This is a genomic window from Kitasatospora sp. MAA19, assembly GCF_029894125.1.
GTDB lineage: Bacteria > Actinomycetota > Actinomycetes > Streptomycetales > Streptomycetaceae > Kitasatospora.
This window is the reverse complement of sequence record NZ_JARXYZ010000012.1, coordinates 88,361-103,939: the sequence shown is the minus strand read 5'-3', so window position 1 is coordinate 103,939 and position 15,579 is coordinate 88,361. Positions and strand designations below refer to the sequence as shown.

The 15,579-nt window shown below is 73.9% G+C and carries 10 protein-coding genes; 2 read left to right on the top strand and 8 right to left on the bottom strand.

Going from position 1 to position 15,579, the window contains the following annotated elements; genetic code table 11:
* Positions 1-119 precede the first annotated feature (119 nt).
* Positions 120-1,148, top strand: coding sequence for a LuxR family transcriptional regulator (locus tag P3T27_RS19935; protein WP_280680434.1), 1,029 nt, complete (start codon positions 120-122; stop codon positions 1,146-1,148).
* A gap of 144 nt (positions 1,149-1,292) precedes the next feature.
* Here the strand turns inward: P3T27_RS19935 and P3T27_RS19930 are convergent, their stop codons facing one another.
* The 3 genes from P3T27_RS19930 to P3T27_RS19920 form a co-directional block, all read right to left on the bottom strand.
* Positions 1,293-1,946: a LysE family translocator gene (locus tag P3T27_RS19930; protein WP_280680433.1), complete on the bottom strand. Its 654-nt coding sequence runs from the start codon at positions 1,944-1,946 to the stop codon at positions 1,293-1,295.
* Between the two features lie 105 nt (positions 1,947-2,051).
* A complete protein-coding gene (locus P3T27_RS19925; protein WP_280680432.1) occupies positions 2,052-2,906 on the bottom strand; it encodes an alpha/beta fold hydrolase in 855 nt (284 codons plus the stop codon).
* Positions 2,903-3,982, bottom strand: a complete 1,080-nt coding sequence (locus tag P3T27_RS19920; protein WP_280680431.1) for an HAD-IIIC family phosphatase — start codon at positions 3,980-3,982, stop codon at positions 2,903-2,905. Before P3T27_RS19920 ends, P3T27_RS19925 begins: the two co-directional genes overlap by 4 nt.
* A gap of 155 nt (positions 3,983-4,137) precedes the next feature.
* Between P3T27_RS19920 and P3T27_RS19915 the strand changes: the two genes are divergently transcribed.
* Positions 4,138-5,358, top strand: coding sequence for an RNA-guided endonuclease TnpB family protein (locus P3T27_RS19915; RefSeq protein ID WP_280680430.1), 1,221 nt, complete (start codon positions 4,138-4,140; stop codon positions 5,356-5,358).
* A 34-nt stretch (positions 5,359-5,392) separates the two neighbouring features.
* On the opposite strand, the gene P3T27_RS19910 is transcribed toward P3T27_RS19915, so the two are convergent.
* The 5 genes from P3T27_RS19910 to P3T27_RS19890 all read right to left on the bottom strand — a co-directional run bounded on the left by P3T27_RS19910 (position 5,393) and on the right by P3T27_RS19890 (position 15,562).
* Positions 5,393-6,577, bottom strand: a complete 1,185-nt coding sequence (locus P3T27_RS19910; RefSeq protein ID WP_280680429.1) for an acyl-CoA dehydrogenase family protein — start codon at positions 6,575-6,577, stop codon at positions 5,393-5,395.
* A 25-nt stretch (positions 6,578-6,602) separates the two neighbouring features.
* Complete coding sequence (locus P3T27_RS19905) at positions 6,603-6,869, bottom strand: acyl carrier protein (RefSeq protein ID WP_280680428.1); 267 nt, start codon at positions 6,867-6,869, stop codon at positions 6,603-6,605.
* A 77-nt stretch (positions 6,870-6,946) separates the two neighbouring features.
* Positions 6,947-7,870, bottom strand: coding sequence for a 3-hydroxyacyl-CoA dehydrogenase family protein (locus tag P3T27_RS19900; protein WP_280680427.1), 924 nt, complete (start codon positions 7,868-7,870; stop codon positions 6,947-6,949).
* A complete protein-coding gene (locus P3T27_RS19895) occupies positions 7,863-13,622 on the bottom strand; it encodes a type I polyketide synthase (RefSeq protein ID WP_280680426.1) in 5,760 nt (1,919 codons plus the stop codon). The genes P3T27_RS19900 and P3T27_RS19895 overlap by 8 nt, the downstream gene beginning before the upstream one ends.
* Complete coding sequence (locus tag P3T27_RS19890; protein ID WP_280680425.1) at positions 13,622-15,562, bottom strand: AMP-binding protein; 1,941 nt, start codon at positions 15,560-15,562, stop codon at positions 13,622-13,624. The genes P3T27_RS19895 and P3T27_RS19890 overlap by 1 nt, the downstream gene beginning before the upstream one ends.
* Positions 15,563-15,579 lie beyond the last annotated feature (17 nt).

Here is a 15,579-nt window from a genome sequence, read left to right as displayed (position 1 = left end):
CCGCCGGTGGGGCCCGGAAGGTTATGGGCCGGTCAGGATTCCGCCATGGCGGGTACATGTCTTCCTGCGGATCCTTGATTTCACCCCGCCGATGGCAGACAGTCCGAGGGCACGGTCCGATGACGGACGGCCTGCCGGCACAGGGCCGGCGCCGGCTCGGCCGGGAATGGGGGTGCCCGGTGCCGGAGTCGGGCGCAGGCAGGTTCGCCGGATTGGGCCTCGACGCGGCGGAGGAGGAGCTGTACCTGCGGCTGCTGTCCGACGGTGGCGCCTCGGCCCGGCAGCTCGGCGCCCGGTGCGGCCTGGCCGCGGAACGGGCCGCCGCAGTGCTGGAATCACTGGTCGCGCAGGGCCTGGTGGAACGGCCGTCGCCGGGCCGGGAGCAGTGGACCGCGGCCGCGCCGGACGTCGCGCTGGAGGAGCTGCTGCTCAGGCGTGAGGTCGAGTTGCGCCGGGCCCGCGGCCGGATCAACGAGTTGATGCGCACCTACCGGCGCAGCCCGGCCGAGGCCGGGATGGCCGAACTGGTCGAGGTGATCACCGGCCGGGGGGCGATCGCCGAGCTCTGGCGCAGCCTCCAGCTGGGCGTGCGCGAGCAGGTGCGGGTGCTGGACAAACCGCCGTACGTGCGGCGCAGCGACCCGGAGACCGAACTCGCCCTGCTCGGCCGCGGGGTGGAGATGCGGGCGGTCTACGAGAGCCGGGTGCTGCGCGAGCCGGAGCGCACGGCCGAGATCCGCTCCTTCATCCGGCTCGGCGAACGGGCCCGGGTGCTACCGGAGTTGCCGTTGAAGCTGGCGGTGGTGGACGCCCGCTGGGCGCTGCTTCCGGTGAGCGCGGGCACCGAGCTGGAACACGTCCTGCTGGTCCGGCCGTCCTCGCTGCTGGACGCGCTGATCGGCCTGTTCGAGCTGCACTGGTCGCACGCGATGCACTTCCCCGCGCCGGACACCGCGGACGAGCCGGAGGACCGGCACCACCGGCTGCTGGCGCTGCTCGCCTCCGGCCTGACGGACGAGAGCATCGCCCGTCAACTGGTCGTCTCCACCCGGACGGTGCAGCGCTGGGTACGGGAGCTGATGGACCGGTTCGGCGCACGCACCCGCTTCCAGGCCGGTATCCAGGCCGCCCGCGCCGACCTGCTCTGAACCGGTCCGCGGACCGGTCAGGCGGGGCGGCGGCGGGCCGGGCGGGACCGGACCGGTCAGGCGGGGCGGCGGCGGGCCGGGCCGGGCGGGACCGGACCGGTCAGGCGGGGCGGCGGCGGGCCGGGCCGGGCGGGACCGGACCGGTCAGGCGGGGCGGCGGTGGTCGGTCAGGCCGGTGGCGAGGGTGGCGGCGGAGAGGAGGAAGAAGACCCCGGCCACAACGTAGCGTTCCACGCGCAGGAAGGTGCGGCTGCGCCGGGCGCTCTTGTGCAGGAGTGAGCCCAGCAGGGCCCACCCGGCGTTGGTCACCATGCCGACCACCACGAAGATCAGACCGAACACCAGGGTCTGCGACCAGACCGCTCCCCTGCCGCCGTCGATGAACGCGGGGAGGAAGGCGAGGAAGAACAGGGTGCTCTTCGGGTTGAGGGCGTTGACGACCAGTCCGTCGGAGAAGATCCGGGCGGTGCGGGCGGGCGGCGTCTCGGCCCGTTCGACGGAGGGGTCGGGGTCGGGGGTGCGCAGCCGCTTGATGCCGAGCCAGGCGAGGTAGGCGGCGCCCACGTACTTGACCACCGAGAAGGCCGTCTCGGAGGAGGCCACCAGGGCGGACAGGCCCACCACGGCCGCGATCACCTGGACCACGTCGCCGCAGGCGAGGCCCAGGGTGGACAGGAGTCCGGCCCGGCGGCCCTGGTCGAGGGTGCGGCCGGTCACGTAGAGCACGGACGGGCCGGGGATGAGCAGCAGGACCAGGGAGGCTGTGAAGAACCACCACAGGTTGGACAGGGCAGGCACGGGTTCCCATTCCTTTCGTCCGTGACTCCGCGGTCGCGATGGTCGCACAGTATCCGGTGTCCACCGCAGTGGTGCCCGGTTTCCCGGGAACGATTCGAATCCCTGTCATATCACCTGGGATGGACGGGAGTTGCCGCAGCGCGCGACCGTGTCGATGATCGGATCAGCGACCGGGTCGATGACCGGGTCGGCGATCGGATCGGCGGGTCGGCGCAGGAGGCGGCCCAGTTCGCGGAGCACCTCCTGGCGGGCCGAGTGCAGGAAGAAGTGGCCGCCGTCGAACATCCGCATGGTGAACCGGCCGGTGCTCTGACGGGCCCAGGCCGCGACGCCCTCCGGGTCGACGTGCGGATCGGCCCGGCCGCCGAAGGCGGTGACCGGGACGGGCAGGGGCTCCTCCGGTCGGTGGCTGTAGGTGTCGTTGAGCTGGAAGTCGGCCCGCAGCCCGGGCAGGACCAGTCGCATCGCCCGGGCGTCCGCGAGCAGTTCCTCCGGAGTGCCGCCGAGCTCCCGGAGCCGTTCCACGAACTGGCCGTCGGGCAGGTGGTGGATGAGCGGCCGGTTGTGGACGAGCTGGGGGGCCCGGCGCCCGGAGACGACGAGGTGTTCGGGGGCGGGCCGGCCCTCGGCGCGGAGCCGGCGCGCGAGCGCGAAGGCGATCAGCGCGCCCATGCTGTGCCCGAACAGCACGAACGGGGCCTCGCAGGGCCCGGCGAGCACCTCGGTGAGGACGGGCACCAGCTCGTCGACGTCGCGGTACGCGGGCTGGAAGATCCGCGACTCGCGGCCCGGGAGCCGGACCGCGCACACCTCGACGTCCGCGGGCAGCGCGCGCGGCCACTCGGCGAAGGCGGAGCTCCCGCCCCCGGCGTAGGCGAAGCAGATCAGCCGCAGCCGGGCGTCGGGCCTGGGCGCCGGCCGGACCACCCATGCGCTGCCGACCGCCGTGTCCCGGCTCATCGAGCCCGGTCCGTTCCGGGCAGGACCTCCACCTTCAGGTACGACGGGTCGTCGGGCACGTCCGCGAGGTCGGCCTCGAAGACCGTCGGCCCGTCCTCGCCCGGAAGCTGCCGGAAGCCGGTGAACTTGTAGGTGACCAGCATCATCCGGTTGCGCCCGTTGGGCAGGTACTCGGCCCGCAGCCGCGCCCCCGCGTCCCGGGCGCGCCGGCGGAGGTGGTTGATCATCACGCCGCCGACGCCCCGGGACATCACCCGGCACGACATCAGCAGCAGCTTGAGGGTCCACAGATCGCCGTCCTTGGCGACCAGGACGAGACCGATCGTCCCGTACGGCCCGTGCCGGTCCTCCAGGCGCGCGACCAGCAGCTCGTGGGTGTCGGCCCGCCGGAAGGCGTCGAGCTCCTCGTAGGAGTACGTGTAGCCGGTGGTGTTGAGCTGGTGGGTGCGGACGGTCAGCTCCTCGGCCCGGAACAGGTCCTCCTCCTGGGCCGGGACGATGGTGAGCGTCATGCCCAGCGTGGCGAGGAAGGCGTCCTGCGGGCCGGTGAACTCCTGCTCGACCCGGTTGCGTTCCTGGTCGGCCAGGTACATCTCGCGCCGCCTGGCCGAGTCCTCGGTGACGAACCGGGGGGAGAACTCCGGCCGCTCGGCGAGCTCGGCGGCCTCCGCGGCGTCGATGCACCGGACTTCGGGGATCTCGAAGCCGACCTCGCCGCGCTCGACGGCGTCGTCGTCGACGAAGGCGAACGCGTCGAGGCCCAGGTTGAGGGACTTCGCGATGGAGCGGACGGAGGAGGACTTCGCGTTCCAGTTGATCTGCGGGTACAGGAAGTAGTCGAGCAGGCCGTGGCGGCGCAGCTCGGCCACGGCGGCGTCGTGGTCGTTGCGGCTGGCGATCGAGTGCAGGATGCCGCGGCGGTCCAGCTCGACGATCACCTCCCGGATCCCGGGGCGCAGCTGCGCCTCGCCGTCCTCCAGGAGGATGCCGTCCCACACGGTGTTGTCGAGGTCCCAGACCACGCACTTGACGGTCGGGGCGGGCTCGGCAGGGTCGGTGGTCTCGTGCGTGGTCATCGGATTCCTTTCGTGGATGCCCTCGGCTTTAGCCAGGGGAGGAAGCGAAACTCCTGCGGAGCGGGACAGCGGGCAGCGTTTCGCCGCCAGGGCGGACCGCTGTGCTCCGACCCGCAGATTTGATCGTTACCTGTAGTCACGCTAGTTTGTGACGCATGATCAGGCCTCACGTGAAGCGGGCTTTCAAGTGCCGCTTCTATCCGACGGATGCGCAGGCGGCTGAGCTGTCGCGCACCTTCGGGTGTGTGCGGAAGGTCTACAACATGGCGTTGCAGGCCCGCACGGAGGCGTGGACGCTGCGTCAGGAGAGGGTCAACTACAACACCACCAGCGCGATGCTGACGGGGTGGAAGAAGACCGGGGAACTGTCCTACCTGTCCGAGGTGTCGTCGGTTCCGTTGCAGCAGGCGCTGCGGCACTTGCAGGGGGCGTTCACCAACTTCTGGCAGAAGCGGGCGAAGTACCCGACGTTCAAGTCCCGGAAGAAGTCCCGCAGGTCCGCCGAGTACACGTCCTCCGCGTTCCGGTTCCGGGACGGCCGGCTGACGCTGGCGAAGATGGATCAGCCGCTGGACATTGTGTGGTCCAGGCCGCTGCCGCAGGGCGCGGCGCCGTCCACGGTGACCGTGTCGCAGGACAGCGCGGGGCGCTGGTTCGTCGCCCTGCTGTGCGAGGACCGCCCGACGATGCCCGCACCCGTGAACCCGGCGGTCGGGATCGACGCGGGGATCACCAGTCTGGTGACGCTGTCCACCGGGGAGAAGATCACCAACCCCCGGCACGAGCGCAAGGACCGGGAACGCCTGGCCAGGGCCCAGCGGGAGCTGTCCCGCAAGGCCAAGGGCTCCAACAACCGGGCCAGGGCCCGGCTCAAGGTCGCGAAGGTGCACGCGCGCATCGCCGACCGCCGCAGGGACTTCCTGCACAAGCTCACCACCCGACTCGTCCGTGAGAACCAAACGGTCGTGATCGAGGACCTGACCGTCCGCAACATGCTGGGGAACCACACGCTCGCCCGCGCCATCAGCGACGCGAGCTGGACCGAGATGCGGTCCATGCTGGAGTACAAGGCCCAGTGGTACGGCCGGGACCTGGTGACCATCGACCGGTGGTTCCCCAGCTCGAAACTGTGCTCGGCCTGCGGCGTGATCGCCGCGAGGATGCCCCTGAACGTCCGCGCGTGGGAATGCGCCTGCGGCGCGCGGCACGACCGGGACGTGAACGCGGCACGCAACATCCTGGCCGCCGGACTGGCGGTGACAGCCTGTGGAGACGGTGTAAGACCTCAACGGAGCACTCCGGGCGGGCAGTCGTCGGCGAAGCAGGAAGTCGTCCCACCGCAGCGCACACGCGCAGCGGCTCAGTCGCGAGGCTGAGGGGAATCCCCCGGCCTTCAGCCGGGGGAGGAAGTCAAGCCGTCACCTCTCCGGTGGGGCTGGTGGGGGCCGTGGCCCGCGGGCGGGCGTGGTAGGCCGATTCGGCGATCGTGGTCTGCTGGAGCTCGGTGCTGCCCTCGATGATCTCCATGACCTTCGCGTCCCGCAGGTAGCGCTGCACCGGGTAGTCACCGCCGCAGCCGTGAGCGCCGTGCACCTGGACGGCGTCCGAGGCCGACCGGAACGCGGTGACGGAGGAGTGGTACTTGGCGAGCCAGGTGGCGTACAGGCTCTCGGTGGAGCGGGCCTGCCGCAGCCAGCCCGCCTGCTGGCACAGCAGCCGGGCGGCGGCGGTGCCGGTGGCCATGTCGGCGATCATGCGCTGGACGAGTTGGTGGTCGCGGAGCCGGACTCCGAAGGTCTCCCTGCGGTCGGCGTGGTCGAGGCTGGCGTCCAGGCAGGCCTGGGAGAGGCCGACGCACCCCCAGGCGACGCTGTAGCGGCCCAGCTCCAGCGCGCCGGCGGCGACGGCACTCAGTCCGAAGCCGGGGCGGGCGAGGAGCGCGTCGCCGGCCACCCGGCAGTCCGCCAGGTCCAGTTCGGCGAGCATCGACGCCCTGGTGCCGAGGACGCCGGTGATCGGCCGGACCTCCAGCCCGGGGGCGTCGCGCGGCACCAGGAACGCCGTCTCCAGGCCGTCGAGGCGGGCGAACAGCAGGTAGACGTCGGCACGTCGGCCGAAGGTGATCCACCGCTTCGCACCGTCGAGCCGGAAGCCGTCGCCGACCCGCCGGGCGGTGGTGGCCAGCGCCTTGACGTCGCTGCCGGCGCCCGGCTCGGTGAGCGCGAAGGCGCCGATCGCCTCGCCCGAGGCGAGCTTCGGGAGCCAGTCGGCGCGCTGGCTCGCGGTCCCCCACCGGGCGACGGCCTGGCAGGCCATGCCGTGCACGGTGACGAGGCTGCGGACGGACGAACACCCGCGCCCCAGCTCCTCGTTGAGGAGGCCGAAGGTGATCGCGTCCAGCCCGGCGCCGCCGTACTCGGGCGGTACGGCGGACGCCAGGTAGCCGCGGTCGGCGAAGTCCTTGAGGAACTCCTCGGGGAGCCGCTCGGCGCGGTCCCACCCGTTCGCGGACGGGGCGACCGCTTCCCGGGCGAAGGACTCGTACTCCTCCCGCGCCTCGGCCTGGCGCGGGCTCAGCTGCACTCTGATGGCCATCTGCCCTCCCTTGCCTGAGCGGTGGTCACGGGCGCCGGTCGGCGGCACCCACGGCGAGCTTGCGGGTGACGAGCGCGTCGACGGCCCGCACGGTGTTGAAGTTGCGGATCTCCAGGTCCTCGTCCTCGACCGTGATGTCGAACTCGCCCTCGACGAACAGCACGAGCTGCATGACGAAGAGCGAATTGACGAATCCGGTGGCGAACATGTCCTCGTCCTCGGCGAGCCGGTGCTCACCGAAGTAGCGGGCGAGGAAGGCGAAGATCTGCGGCTTGTGGTCGGCCGTCGTCATGGCGCGTGGTTCCTTCTTCTCGATCGGGTGAACCATCGGGTGGACCGGGTGGACCGGGTGAGCCAGGTGGGGGCCGGTCAGGCGGCCGTGGTGGCGTAGTCGTAGAAGCCCTGGCCGCTCTTGCGCCCGAGCAGCCCGGCGTCGACCATCCGGACGAGCAGCGGGCAGGGGCGGTACTTGCTGTCGCTGAAGGCCGCGTACAGGCCCTCGACGGACTGCAGGATGGTGTCCAGGCCGATCAGGTCGGCGGTCTCCAGGGGGCCCATGGTGTGGCCGAAGCAGGTCTTGAAGATCCGGTCGACCTCGGCCGCTCCCGCCACCCCCTCGTGGACGAGGTAGACGGCCTCGTTCACGGTGAGCATCAGGACCCGGTTGGTGACGAAGCCGGGCGAGTCCTCCACCAGGATCCCCTCCTTGCCGAGTTGGGCGAGCAGGGTGCGGGCGGTCGCCACCGTCTCGGCGGAGGTGTGGTGGCCGCGGATCATCTCCACCACCGGCTTGAGCGGCACCGGGTTCATGAAGTGCATGCCGAGCACCTGGGCCGGACGGGAGGTCGCCGCGCCGATCCGGGTGATCGGGATGACGGAGGTGTTGGCCGCGAACACGGTGCGCGGCGGGCAGACGGCGTCCAGGCGCCGGTAGACGCCCTGCTTGAGGCCCCAGTCCTCCGTGATGTTCTCGATCACGAAGTCGGCCTCCTCGAAGCCCTCGTACCCGGTGGTGAGGGTGATGCGCTTGAGGACGGTCTCCCGGTCCTCCTTGGGCCGGTCCTCCTTAAGCCGGTCCTCCTTGGGCCGGTCGTCCGCCGGCCGGGCCGGTCCCTTCGCGCCCAGCAGCCGCGCGAACCGCAGGCCCTCGCGGATCGTGCGCTCGGCGGCCGCGAGGATCTCCTCGGTCCGGTCGACGAGGAGGACCTGATGGCCGGTCTGGGCGAGCGCCTGTGCCAGGCCGGTGCCCATGACGCCGGCGCCGACCACGCCGACCGTGTGGATCTCAGACATGTGCCGTGCTCCGCTTCTCGGTTCCGTCGTCCGGGGTGGTGTCGCTGGGGGTGGTGTCGCTTTGCGTGGTGTCGTCGTTCGGGGTGGTGTCACTGGGGGTGCCGTCCGGCGTGGCGCCGTCCGGGGTGGTGCCCGGCCGCTTCCGGAGCGCGGCGGCCAGCTCCGCCACGGTCAGCGACTCGAAGAGGGTGTTCAGCGGCAGGTGGACGCCGAACCGCCGCCGGATCCGGGCCGAGAGCTGGAGCCCGAGCAGGGAGTGCCCGCCGAGTTCGAAGAAGTCGTCGTGCACGCCGACCCGTTCCAGGCCGAGCAGTTCCGCCCACAGCGCCGTCAGGGCCGCCTCCGTCTCGTCCCCGGGCTCCGCGTACGCGGTGGAGACGCCCGGACGCGGGTGGACGCCGTGCGCCGCGGCAGCGCCCGCCTGCGGGCCGCCCGACGGATCGTCCGACCGGCCGTCCGGCGGAGCGCCGACGCGGTGCCGGTGGATGTCGGCGAACACCGCGTCCAGGTCCTTGGCGACCACGGCGACCTGCGGGCCGAGGCCCGCGCCGAGCAGGCGCAGCAGCGCCTCGACGCCTTCCTCCGGCCGGATGCCCTGGTCGAGGTGCTCCCGCAGCGGGCCGGGCCCGCCGCGCCGGGCGGCCGCGGGCGGGAAGCGGTAGGCGGCGACCTCGGAGGAGGTGCCGTCCCGCAGCGCCGTCAGCCTGGTCTCCAGGTCGGTGACCCGCTTGAGCACGAAGTCCTCGACGCGCGCGACCTCTTGGCCGGACGCGTCCATCAGCGTGAAGTCCGCGGTGAAGGTCTCCTTGCCGCGCCGGTCCGCCGCCCGGAAGCGGTGGTGGCTGACGACGCGGCGCGGCAGCGGCGCGAGCAACGTGAGGCTCCCGTAGCCGAGCGGGATCCGGAACTCCTCGGCGAGGTTCATCCCGTGGAAGCCGGCGCCCAGGTCGAGCAGCGAGGGGTGGAGCGCGATCCGCTCCAGGTCCGCGGCGAACTCCTCCGGGAGTTCCAGCTCCGCCAGCGCCTCCGTCTCGCCCAGGTGCACCCGGCGCAGGCAGCGGGAGCGCGGGCCGAAGCCCATCGGCCCGGTGTGGGTGACGGCGCCCAGGTCGCGCATGCCGGCCGCGGCGATCAGCTCCGCGATGTCGTGCCGCCGCGGTGGGGCGGTGCCGTCCGGCACCGGGCCGACCGCGCCGGTCACGTGGACCTGCCAGCCCTCCTCCTCGGCCCGCCCGTCCCCGGCGGCATCGGCCGGGCGGCTCACCACCGCGAAGCGCGCCGGGGTGTGCCGCTTCTCCAGGACGACCCGCAGCTCGCGGCGCTGGTCCTCGCCCACGACCACCGGGGACAGGAAGGTGACCTCGCTCAGCACGGCCCGGGCGTCGCCGCTCTGGTGCTCGTGGACGGCCCGGGCGAGCTCCAGGTGGCCGGTGCCCGGCACCACCGCGTTGCCCGCCATGCGGTGCTCGTCGATCAGCCAGGACGTGGCCACGGCGAGGGAGACGGAGTACACCGCGGCGCTCTCGTCGTCCCGCAGGCAGGCGTCCAGCAGCGGGTGGTCGACCGGGCCGGTCCGGTTCCCGTCCGCGTCGCCCGGGTCGGCGGCGCCGACGGTGCGGACGGCCATGCCGACCTCCTGCCAGCCGTCCCAGTCGACCGACACGGTGTACGGGCCGCCGGTCGCCTCGGCGTGCTGCGCCAGGGCGTCGAGGAAGGCGTTGGCGGCGACGTAGTCGACCTGTCCGACGCCGCCGGTCAGCGCGAGGCTGGACGAGCAGTGGACGGTGAAGTCGGGCGACAGCCGGCGGGCCAGCGCGTCGACCACCAGGCCGCCGTGGACCTTGGGGTCCAGCACCCGGGCCGCGGCCTCGGCCGTCTTGAGCTGGGCGAGCCCGGCGGCTGGCACCCCGGCGGCGTGCACGATCCCGTCGACGGATCCGAACCGCTCCAGCGCCTGGTCGGCGACCCGGTGCATGGCGGCGGAGTCGGCCACGTCGGCGGCCGCGGCCAGCACCTGCGCGCCGAGCCGCTCCAGCTCCAGGACGGCCCGGATCCGCTCGACCGTCCGGCCGGGCGGCGCGGGCTCGCCGGGCGCCGGGCTGTCGGCGAGCAGGCCCGCCCAGTCCTCCCGGGGCGGCAGCGGGCTGCGGCCGACCAGGACCAGCCGCGCCCGCGCGGCCGTGGCGAAGTGGCGGGCGAGCGAGAGGCCGATGCCGCCGAAGCCGCCGGTGATCAGGTAGACGCCGCCCTCGCGCAGCGGGGTGCGGGCGCCCGGCGCGTCCTCCACCCGCACCGGCCGGTGCGCGCGCCGCCAGCGGCGCCGGCCGCGCAGCGCGGTCAGCGGCCCTGACGACGGGTCGAGCAGTTCCTCGTACAGCTGCTCGCCGTCGGCCGGGGACCAGCTCCGGCCGACCGGCAGCGAGAGGTCGACGGCCCGGCAGAGCGTGCCTGGCTGTTCCAGCGGCAGCACCAGGCAGGGCCCGGTGACGGTGGCCTTCTCCGGGGCGACCGGCTCCGTCCCGAGCACCGCGAAGGCGTCGCTGGAGACCACCGAGATGTCCAGCGGCGCGCCGGGGGCGTGGTCGGCCGCCGCCCGGTTGAGCCACAGCAGGCTGTGGAAGCCCCGCTCCAGCGTCTGCGCCGCCGACCGGCGCGGGCCGACCGACCACAGGTGCACCACCCGATCGGGCAGGCCGCCGTCGGGGCCGATCCGCGCCACCAGGCGCTGGTGGTCGGCGAGGCTGCCGGGCGCGATCTCGTAGCAGCCGTCCGGGAGTTCGCGCCAGCCGGTGCCAGCCCGTACCGTGACGGCGCGGTGGCCGTCCGCCGCGAGCCGGGCGGCGAGCGCCTCGCCCACGCCCTCGTCGTCGACGAACAGCAGCCAGGACCGGGGCTGATCCGTGCCACCGGGCACGGGCCGGGGCGGCGCCGACTCCCAGACCGGCGTGTGGAACCAGTCCGCCAGGTCCGCCTTCTTCGCCAGGGACGGCGCGGGCCGGGCGGGGGTGCGGGGCGCCGGGTCGATCCAGTGCCGGCTCTCCTCGAACGGGTACGTCGGCAGCGCCACCCGGGGCGCGTCGTTGCCGCCGCTGACGGCGGACCAGTCCAGGTCCACGCCGGCGACCCAGAGCCGGCCGGCGGCGCCGAGCAGGAACCGCTCCTCCGGCTGCCGGTCGAACTCCCCGGGCAGCGAGGCGACCGCCACCCCCGCCGCGGCGGACGGGGGCCGCAGCTGGAGGGCCAGGCTGGTCAGCGACTGGCCGGGGCCGGTCTCCAGCAGCACCCGCCCGGGGTCCTCCCAGAGCCGGCGGACGCCGTCGGCGAAGCGGACCGGCAGGCGCAGGTGCCGCACCCAGTACCCGGGGTCGGTGACCAGGCCGGCGTCGGCCCAGTCGCCGGTGACGTTCGAGATGTACGGGATCCGGGGCGGGTGGAGCGTCACGCCCGCCGCCAGCTCGGCGAACTCCGCGGCGATCGGGTCCATCAGGTGCGAGTGGAAGGCGTGGGTGGTGCGCAGCGGCCGGGCCGCGATCCCCTCCTCGCCGAGCCGGGCCGCCAGCGCCCCGACCGCCTCGCCGGTCCCGGCGACCACGCACAGGGCGGGCCCGTTGACGGCGGCCAGCGAGAGGTGCTCGTCCAGCAGGCCGAGGACCCGTTCCTCGGGCAGCGGCACGGCCAGCATGGCGCCCCCGGGCAGTCCCTCGATCAGCCGGGCCCGGTGGGCGACCAGCAGCAGCGCGTCGTCCAGCGAGAGCACCCCGGCGAGGTGGGCCGCCACGTACTCGCCGATGCTGTAGCCGGCCAGGGCCGTGGGCCGGATCCCCCAGGACTCCCAGAGGCGGGCCAGCGCGTACTCGACCGCGAAGGTCGCCGGCTGCGCGTACAGGGTGCGGTCGAGTTCGCCGCGCGGGCCGTCGGCGGTGCCGCGGCGCAGCATCCGGCGCAGGTCGGGTCCGCCCGTCCCGCCGTCCGGTGCGTCCGCGGGGTACAGCAGGTCGCGCAGGTCGACGCCGAGGTGCGCCCGGAACCCCTCGGCGCAGCGGTCCAGTTCCCGGCGGAAGACCGGGTCGCCGGCGTGGACCTCGCGTCCCATGCCGACCCGCTGCTCGCCCAGGCCGGGGAAGACCAGGGCGACCTTGCGGGGCGATCCGTCGTGCTGGCCGCCGCGGACGGCGCGCGGGTCGCGCTCGCGCAGGGCGCGTGCGGTCTCGGCGGCGTCCTCGGCGATCACGAAGCGGCGGTGGCCGAAGTGGCGCCGACCGGTCTGGAGCGTCCGCGCGACCCCGGCGAGGTCCGGAGCGCCGCCGCCCGAGCGCTCGGCAGGGCGGTCGAGGCGGTCGGCGAGGCGGTCCGTGGCGGTCTCCAGCGCGGTGGCGGTGCGCGCCGAGAGCGGCAGCAGCCGGCGGGCGCGCCCGGTGGGCCGCCGCTCGGGCGCGGGGGCCTCCTCCAGGACGACGTGGGCGTTGGTGCCGCCCATGCCGAAGGAGCTGACGCCGGCCCGGCGCGGCCCGCCGTCGCCGCGCCAGTCGGTCAGCCGGGTGTTGACCCGGAACGGCACGGCGGTGAAGTCGATGGCCGGGTTGGCGACGTCGAAGTGCAGGCTCGGCGGGATCTGCCGGTGCTGGAGCGCCAGGACGGTCTTGATCAGCCCGGCGACGCCGGCCGCGGCGTGGGTGTGGCCGATGTTGCCCTTGACCGCCCCGATCGCGCAGCTGCCCGGCGCGAGGCCCTGGAACACCTGGGTCAGCGCCTCCACCTCGATCGGATCGCCGAGCGGGGTGCCGCTGCCGTGCGCCTCCACGTACGAGACGGTGGCCGGGTCGACCTCGGCCATGGTGAGCGCGGCGCGGATGACGCGCGCCTGGCCCGCCACCCCGGGCGCGGTGAAGCCGATCCGCTCGGCGCCGTCGTTGCCGACCGCCGATCCCCGGATCACGGCCCGGATCGGGTCGCCGTCGGCGAGCGCGTCCTCCAGCCGCTTGAGCACGACCATGCCCGCGCCGTTGGCGGCGACGGTGCCCTGCGCCGTGGCGTCGAACGGGCGGCAGTGCCCGTCCGCGGAGAAGATCCCGCCGGGCTGGAGGAGGTAGCCCTGCCTCTGGTGGGCCCGTACGGTGGCGCCGCCCGCCAGCGCGAGGTCGCACGCCCCGCTGAGCAGGGCCTGGCCGGCCAGGTGCACCGCGACCAGCGAGGTGGAACAGGCCGACTGGACGGTGAGCGCGGGGCCGGAGAGGTCGAGCTTGTAGGCGATCCTGGTCGCCAGGAAGTCCTTCTCGTTGGCGACGTTGCGGGCGAAGACCTCGCCCGGGTCGGTGGCGTCGATCCGGGCGTCCACGTGGTCGACGTAACTGTTGTAGTAGCTGCCCGCGTACACGCCGACCTGCCCCGGCACCGACCTCGGATCGTGGCCGGAGTCCTCCAGCGCCTCCCACGCGCACCGCAGCAGCACCCGGTGCTGGGGGTCCATCAGGTCGGCCTCCTTCGGGCTCACCCCGAAGAAGTCCGCGTCGAAGAGGTCCGCGTCCGCCAGGACGCCCTGCGCCGCCACGTAGTCCGGGTCGGTGCGCAGCGCCTCGGGGACGCCCGCGGCGGCCAGTTCCCCGGGCGAGAAGAAGGTGATCGACTCGGTGCCGGTGCGCAGGTTCTCCCAGTACTGCTCCGGGCCGGAGGCGCCGGGGAAGCGGCAGGCGAGTCCGATGACGGCGATCTCCAGGCCGGTCGTGCCGTCCGCCTCGGCGGGGTCGCGCTCCATCAGCCGTTCTCCTTCCGTGCGCCCGCCCGCTGTTGGCCGAGCTGTCGGCGCAGCCGGTTGCGGCCCCGGTCGTACCGCTCCCGGGTGCCGGGCTCGGGCTGCGCCGCTCCGCCACCGTCCTCGGCGAGGTACCGGGCGAGGGCGCCCACCGTGGGGCGCATGGTCAGTTCCACCAGCGGGACGTCCCGGCCGAGTTGCTCGCCCAGTAGGGCGGCGACCCGGCTCAGCAGCAGCGAGTTGCCGCCCAGGTCGAAGAAGTTGTCGTCGACGCCGACCCGCTCGGCGCCGAGCACCTCGGACCAGAGGGCCGCGATCCGCTGCTCCAGCGGGTCGTCGGACGCGGCCGGGGCCGGGGCCGGGGCCGGGGCCGGTGCGGCGGCGGCCGCCGGGGCGGGGGCCAGCAGTTCCGCGAGCCGCAGGCGCTGCACCTTGCCGGTCGCGCTGCGCGGGACGTCGTCCACCACGAAGACCCGGCTGGGCACCTTGAAGTCGGCGAGCCGGGCCGCCGCGAACTCGCGCAGCTCCCGCTCGACCACGTCCGCTCCCGGGCGCGGGACGACGGCCACCGCCACGTCCTCGCCCAGCGTGGGGTGGGGCAGCGCGAAGGCCACGGCCGTCTTGACGGCCGGGTGGCCGGTGAGGACGTCGTCGACCTCGGCCGGCGCGACCTTGGAGCCGCCCCGGTTGATGATCTCCTTGCTGCGCCCGACGACGTACAGGTAGCCGTCCTCGTCCAGCCGCCCCTCGTCCCCGGTGCGCAGCCAACCACCGGCGAAGGCAAGGGCGTTGGCCTCGGGGTTGGCCTCGTAACCGGCCATCACGTTGGCGCCCCGGATGGCGATCTCGCCGGCCTCGCCGGTCGGCACCTCGCGGCCGGCCTTGTCCAGGATCACCACCGGACCGCCCACCGGCAGGCCGACCGAGCGCGGCTTGCGCCGGCCCGGGGGCAGCGGGTTGCTGGTCACCAGCGAGCCGGCCTCGGTCATCCCGTACGCCTCGATGACCGGGGCCCCGAACGTGGTCTCCAACGCGGTGAGCACCGGGCCCGGCAGGGGGGCGGAGGCGGAGCGGATGAACCGGAGCCGGGCCGCGGCGAGGGTGTCACGGTGGTCGTCGGCCACGGAGAGCAGGGCCTGGTGCATGGCCGGCACCGCCGTGTACCAGGTGGGGCCGAACTGCTCCAGCCAGGAGAAGAAGCCGGTGTCGCTGAAGCCCGGGGGGCAGATGATGCCCGCGCCGCGGACGAGCGTCGCCAGCAGGGTGCTGGTCAGGCCGTGGGCGTGGAAGAGCGGCATCACGTTGAGGCAGCGGTCGCCCTCGCCGAGGTCGAACGCCGCGCCGGTGTTGCGGGCGGCGACGCACAGGTTGGCGTGGGTGAGCGGCACCAGCTTGGGGCGGTCGGTCGTCCCGGAGGTGTGCAGGATCAGCGCGGTCTCGTCGGTGCCGGACGGACCGCCCTCGACGGCGGGCAGCGGGCCGCCCAGGTCGGCGCAGTCGAGCGTGAACTCGCCGGCGGGCGTGCCGGGTTCGCTGCTCAGCTCGATGACGCGCAGGCCGCGCTCGCGGGCCACCTCCACCGCGGGCGAGTCGTCGCCGCGCTCGACCAGGAGGGCGTCGGCCCGCATGTCGTCGAGGTAGAAGGCGAACTCCCGCCGCTGGTACGCGGGGTTGAGCGGGGCGCTCTGCGCGTACGAGGCCGTGCCCAGGAAGGCCGTCGCGAGGTCGGGGCCGTTGCGGAGCACGATGGCCACCCGGTGCCGGCGGCCGATGCCGAAGGAGTTCAGCGCCCGCCCGATCTCCTCGATCCGGTGGGCGAGCGCCCGGTAGCCGAGCGGGCTCCGGTCGGGTGCGAGCAGGGCGACGGCGTCCGGCCGGGCCGCCGCCTGGTCGGCGATCAACCGGCTCAGGCCGGTGGTCGGTGCGTCCTCGGTCACGGTCATCTTCGCTGTCCACTTCC

What these genes read in the sequence shown, in the direction of transcription:
- P3T27_RS19935 (WP_280680434.1), top strand. Translation starts at nt 120, where the DNA reads ATGACGGACGGCCTGCCGGCACAGGGCCGGCGCCGGCTCGGCCGGGAA.
- P3T27_RS19925 (WP_280680432.1), bottom strand. Translation starts at nt 2,906, where the DNA reads ATGAGCCGGGACACGGCGGTCGGCAGCGCATGGGTGGTCCGGCCGGCG.
- P3T27_RS19920 (WP_280680431.1), bottom strand. Translation starts at nt 3,982, where the DNA reads ATGACCACGCACGAGACCACCGACCCTGCCGAGCCCGCCCCGACCGTC.
- P3T27_RS19915 (WP_280680430.1), top strand. Translation starts at nt 4,138, where the DNA reads ATGATCAGGCCTCACGTGAAGCGGGCTTTCAAGTGCCGCTTCTATCCG.
- P3T27_RS19910 (WP_280680429.1), bottom strand. Translation starts at nt 6,577, where the DNA reads ATGGCCATCAGAGTGCAGCTGAGCCCGCGCCAGGCCGAGGCGCGGGAG.
- P3T27_RS19905 (WP_280680428.1), bottom strand. Translation starts at nt 6,869, where the DNA reads ATGACGACGGCCGACCACAAGCCGCAGATCTTCGCCTTCCTCGCCCGC.
- P3T27_RS19900 (WP_280680427.1), bottom strand. Translation starts at nt 7,870, where the DNA reads ATGTCTGAGATCCACACGGTCGGCGTGGTCGGCGCCGGCGTCATGGGC.
- P3T27_RS19895 (WP_280680426.1), bottom strand. Translation starts at nt 13,622, where the DNA reads ATGGAGCGCGACCCCGCCGAGGCGGACGGCACGACCGGCCTGGAGATC.
- P3T27_RS19890 (WP_280680425.1), bottom strand. Translation starts at nt 15,562, where the DNA reads ATGACCGTGACCGAGGACGCACCGACCACCGGCCTGAGCCGGTTGATC.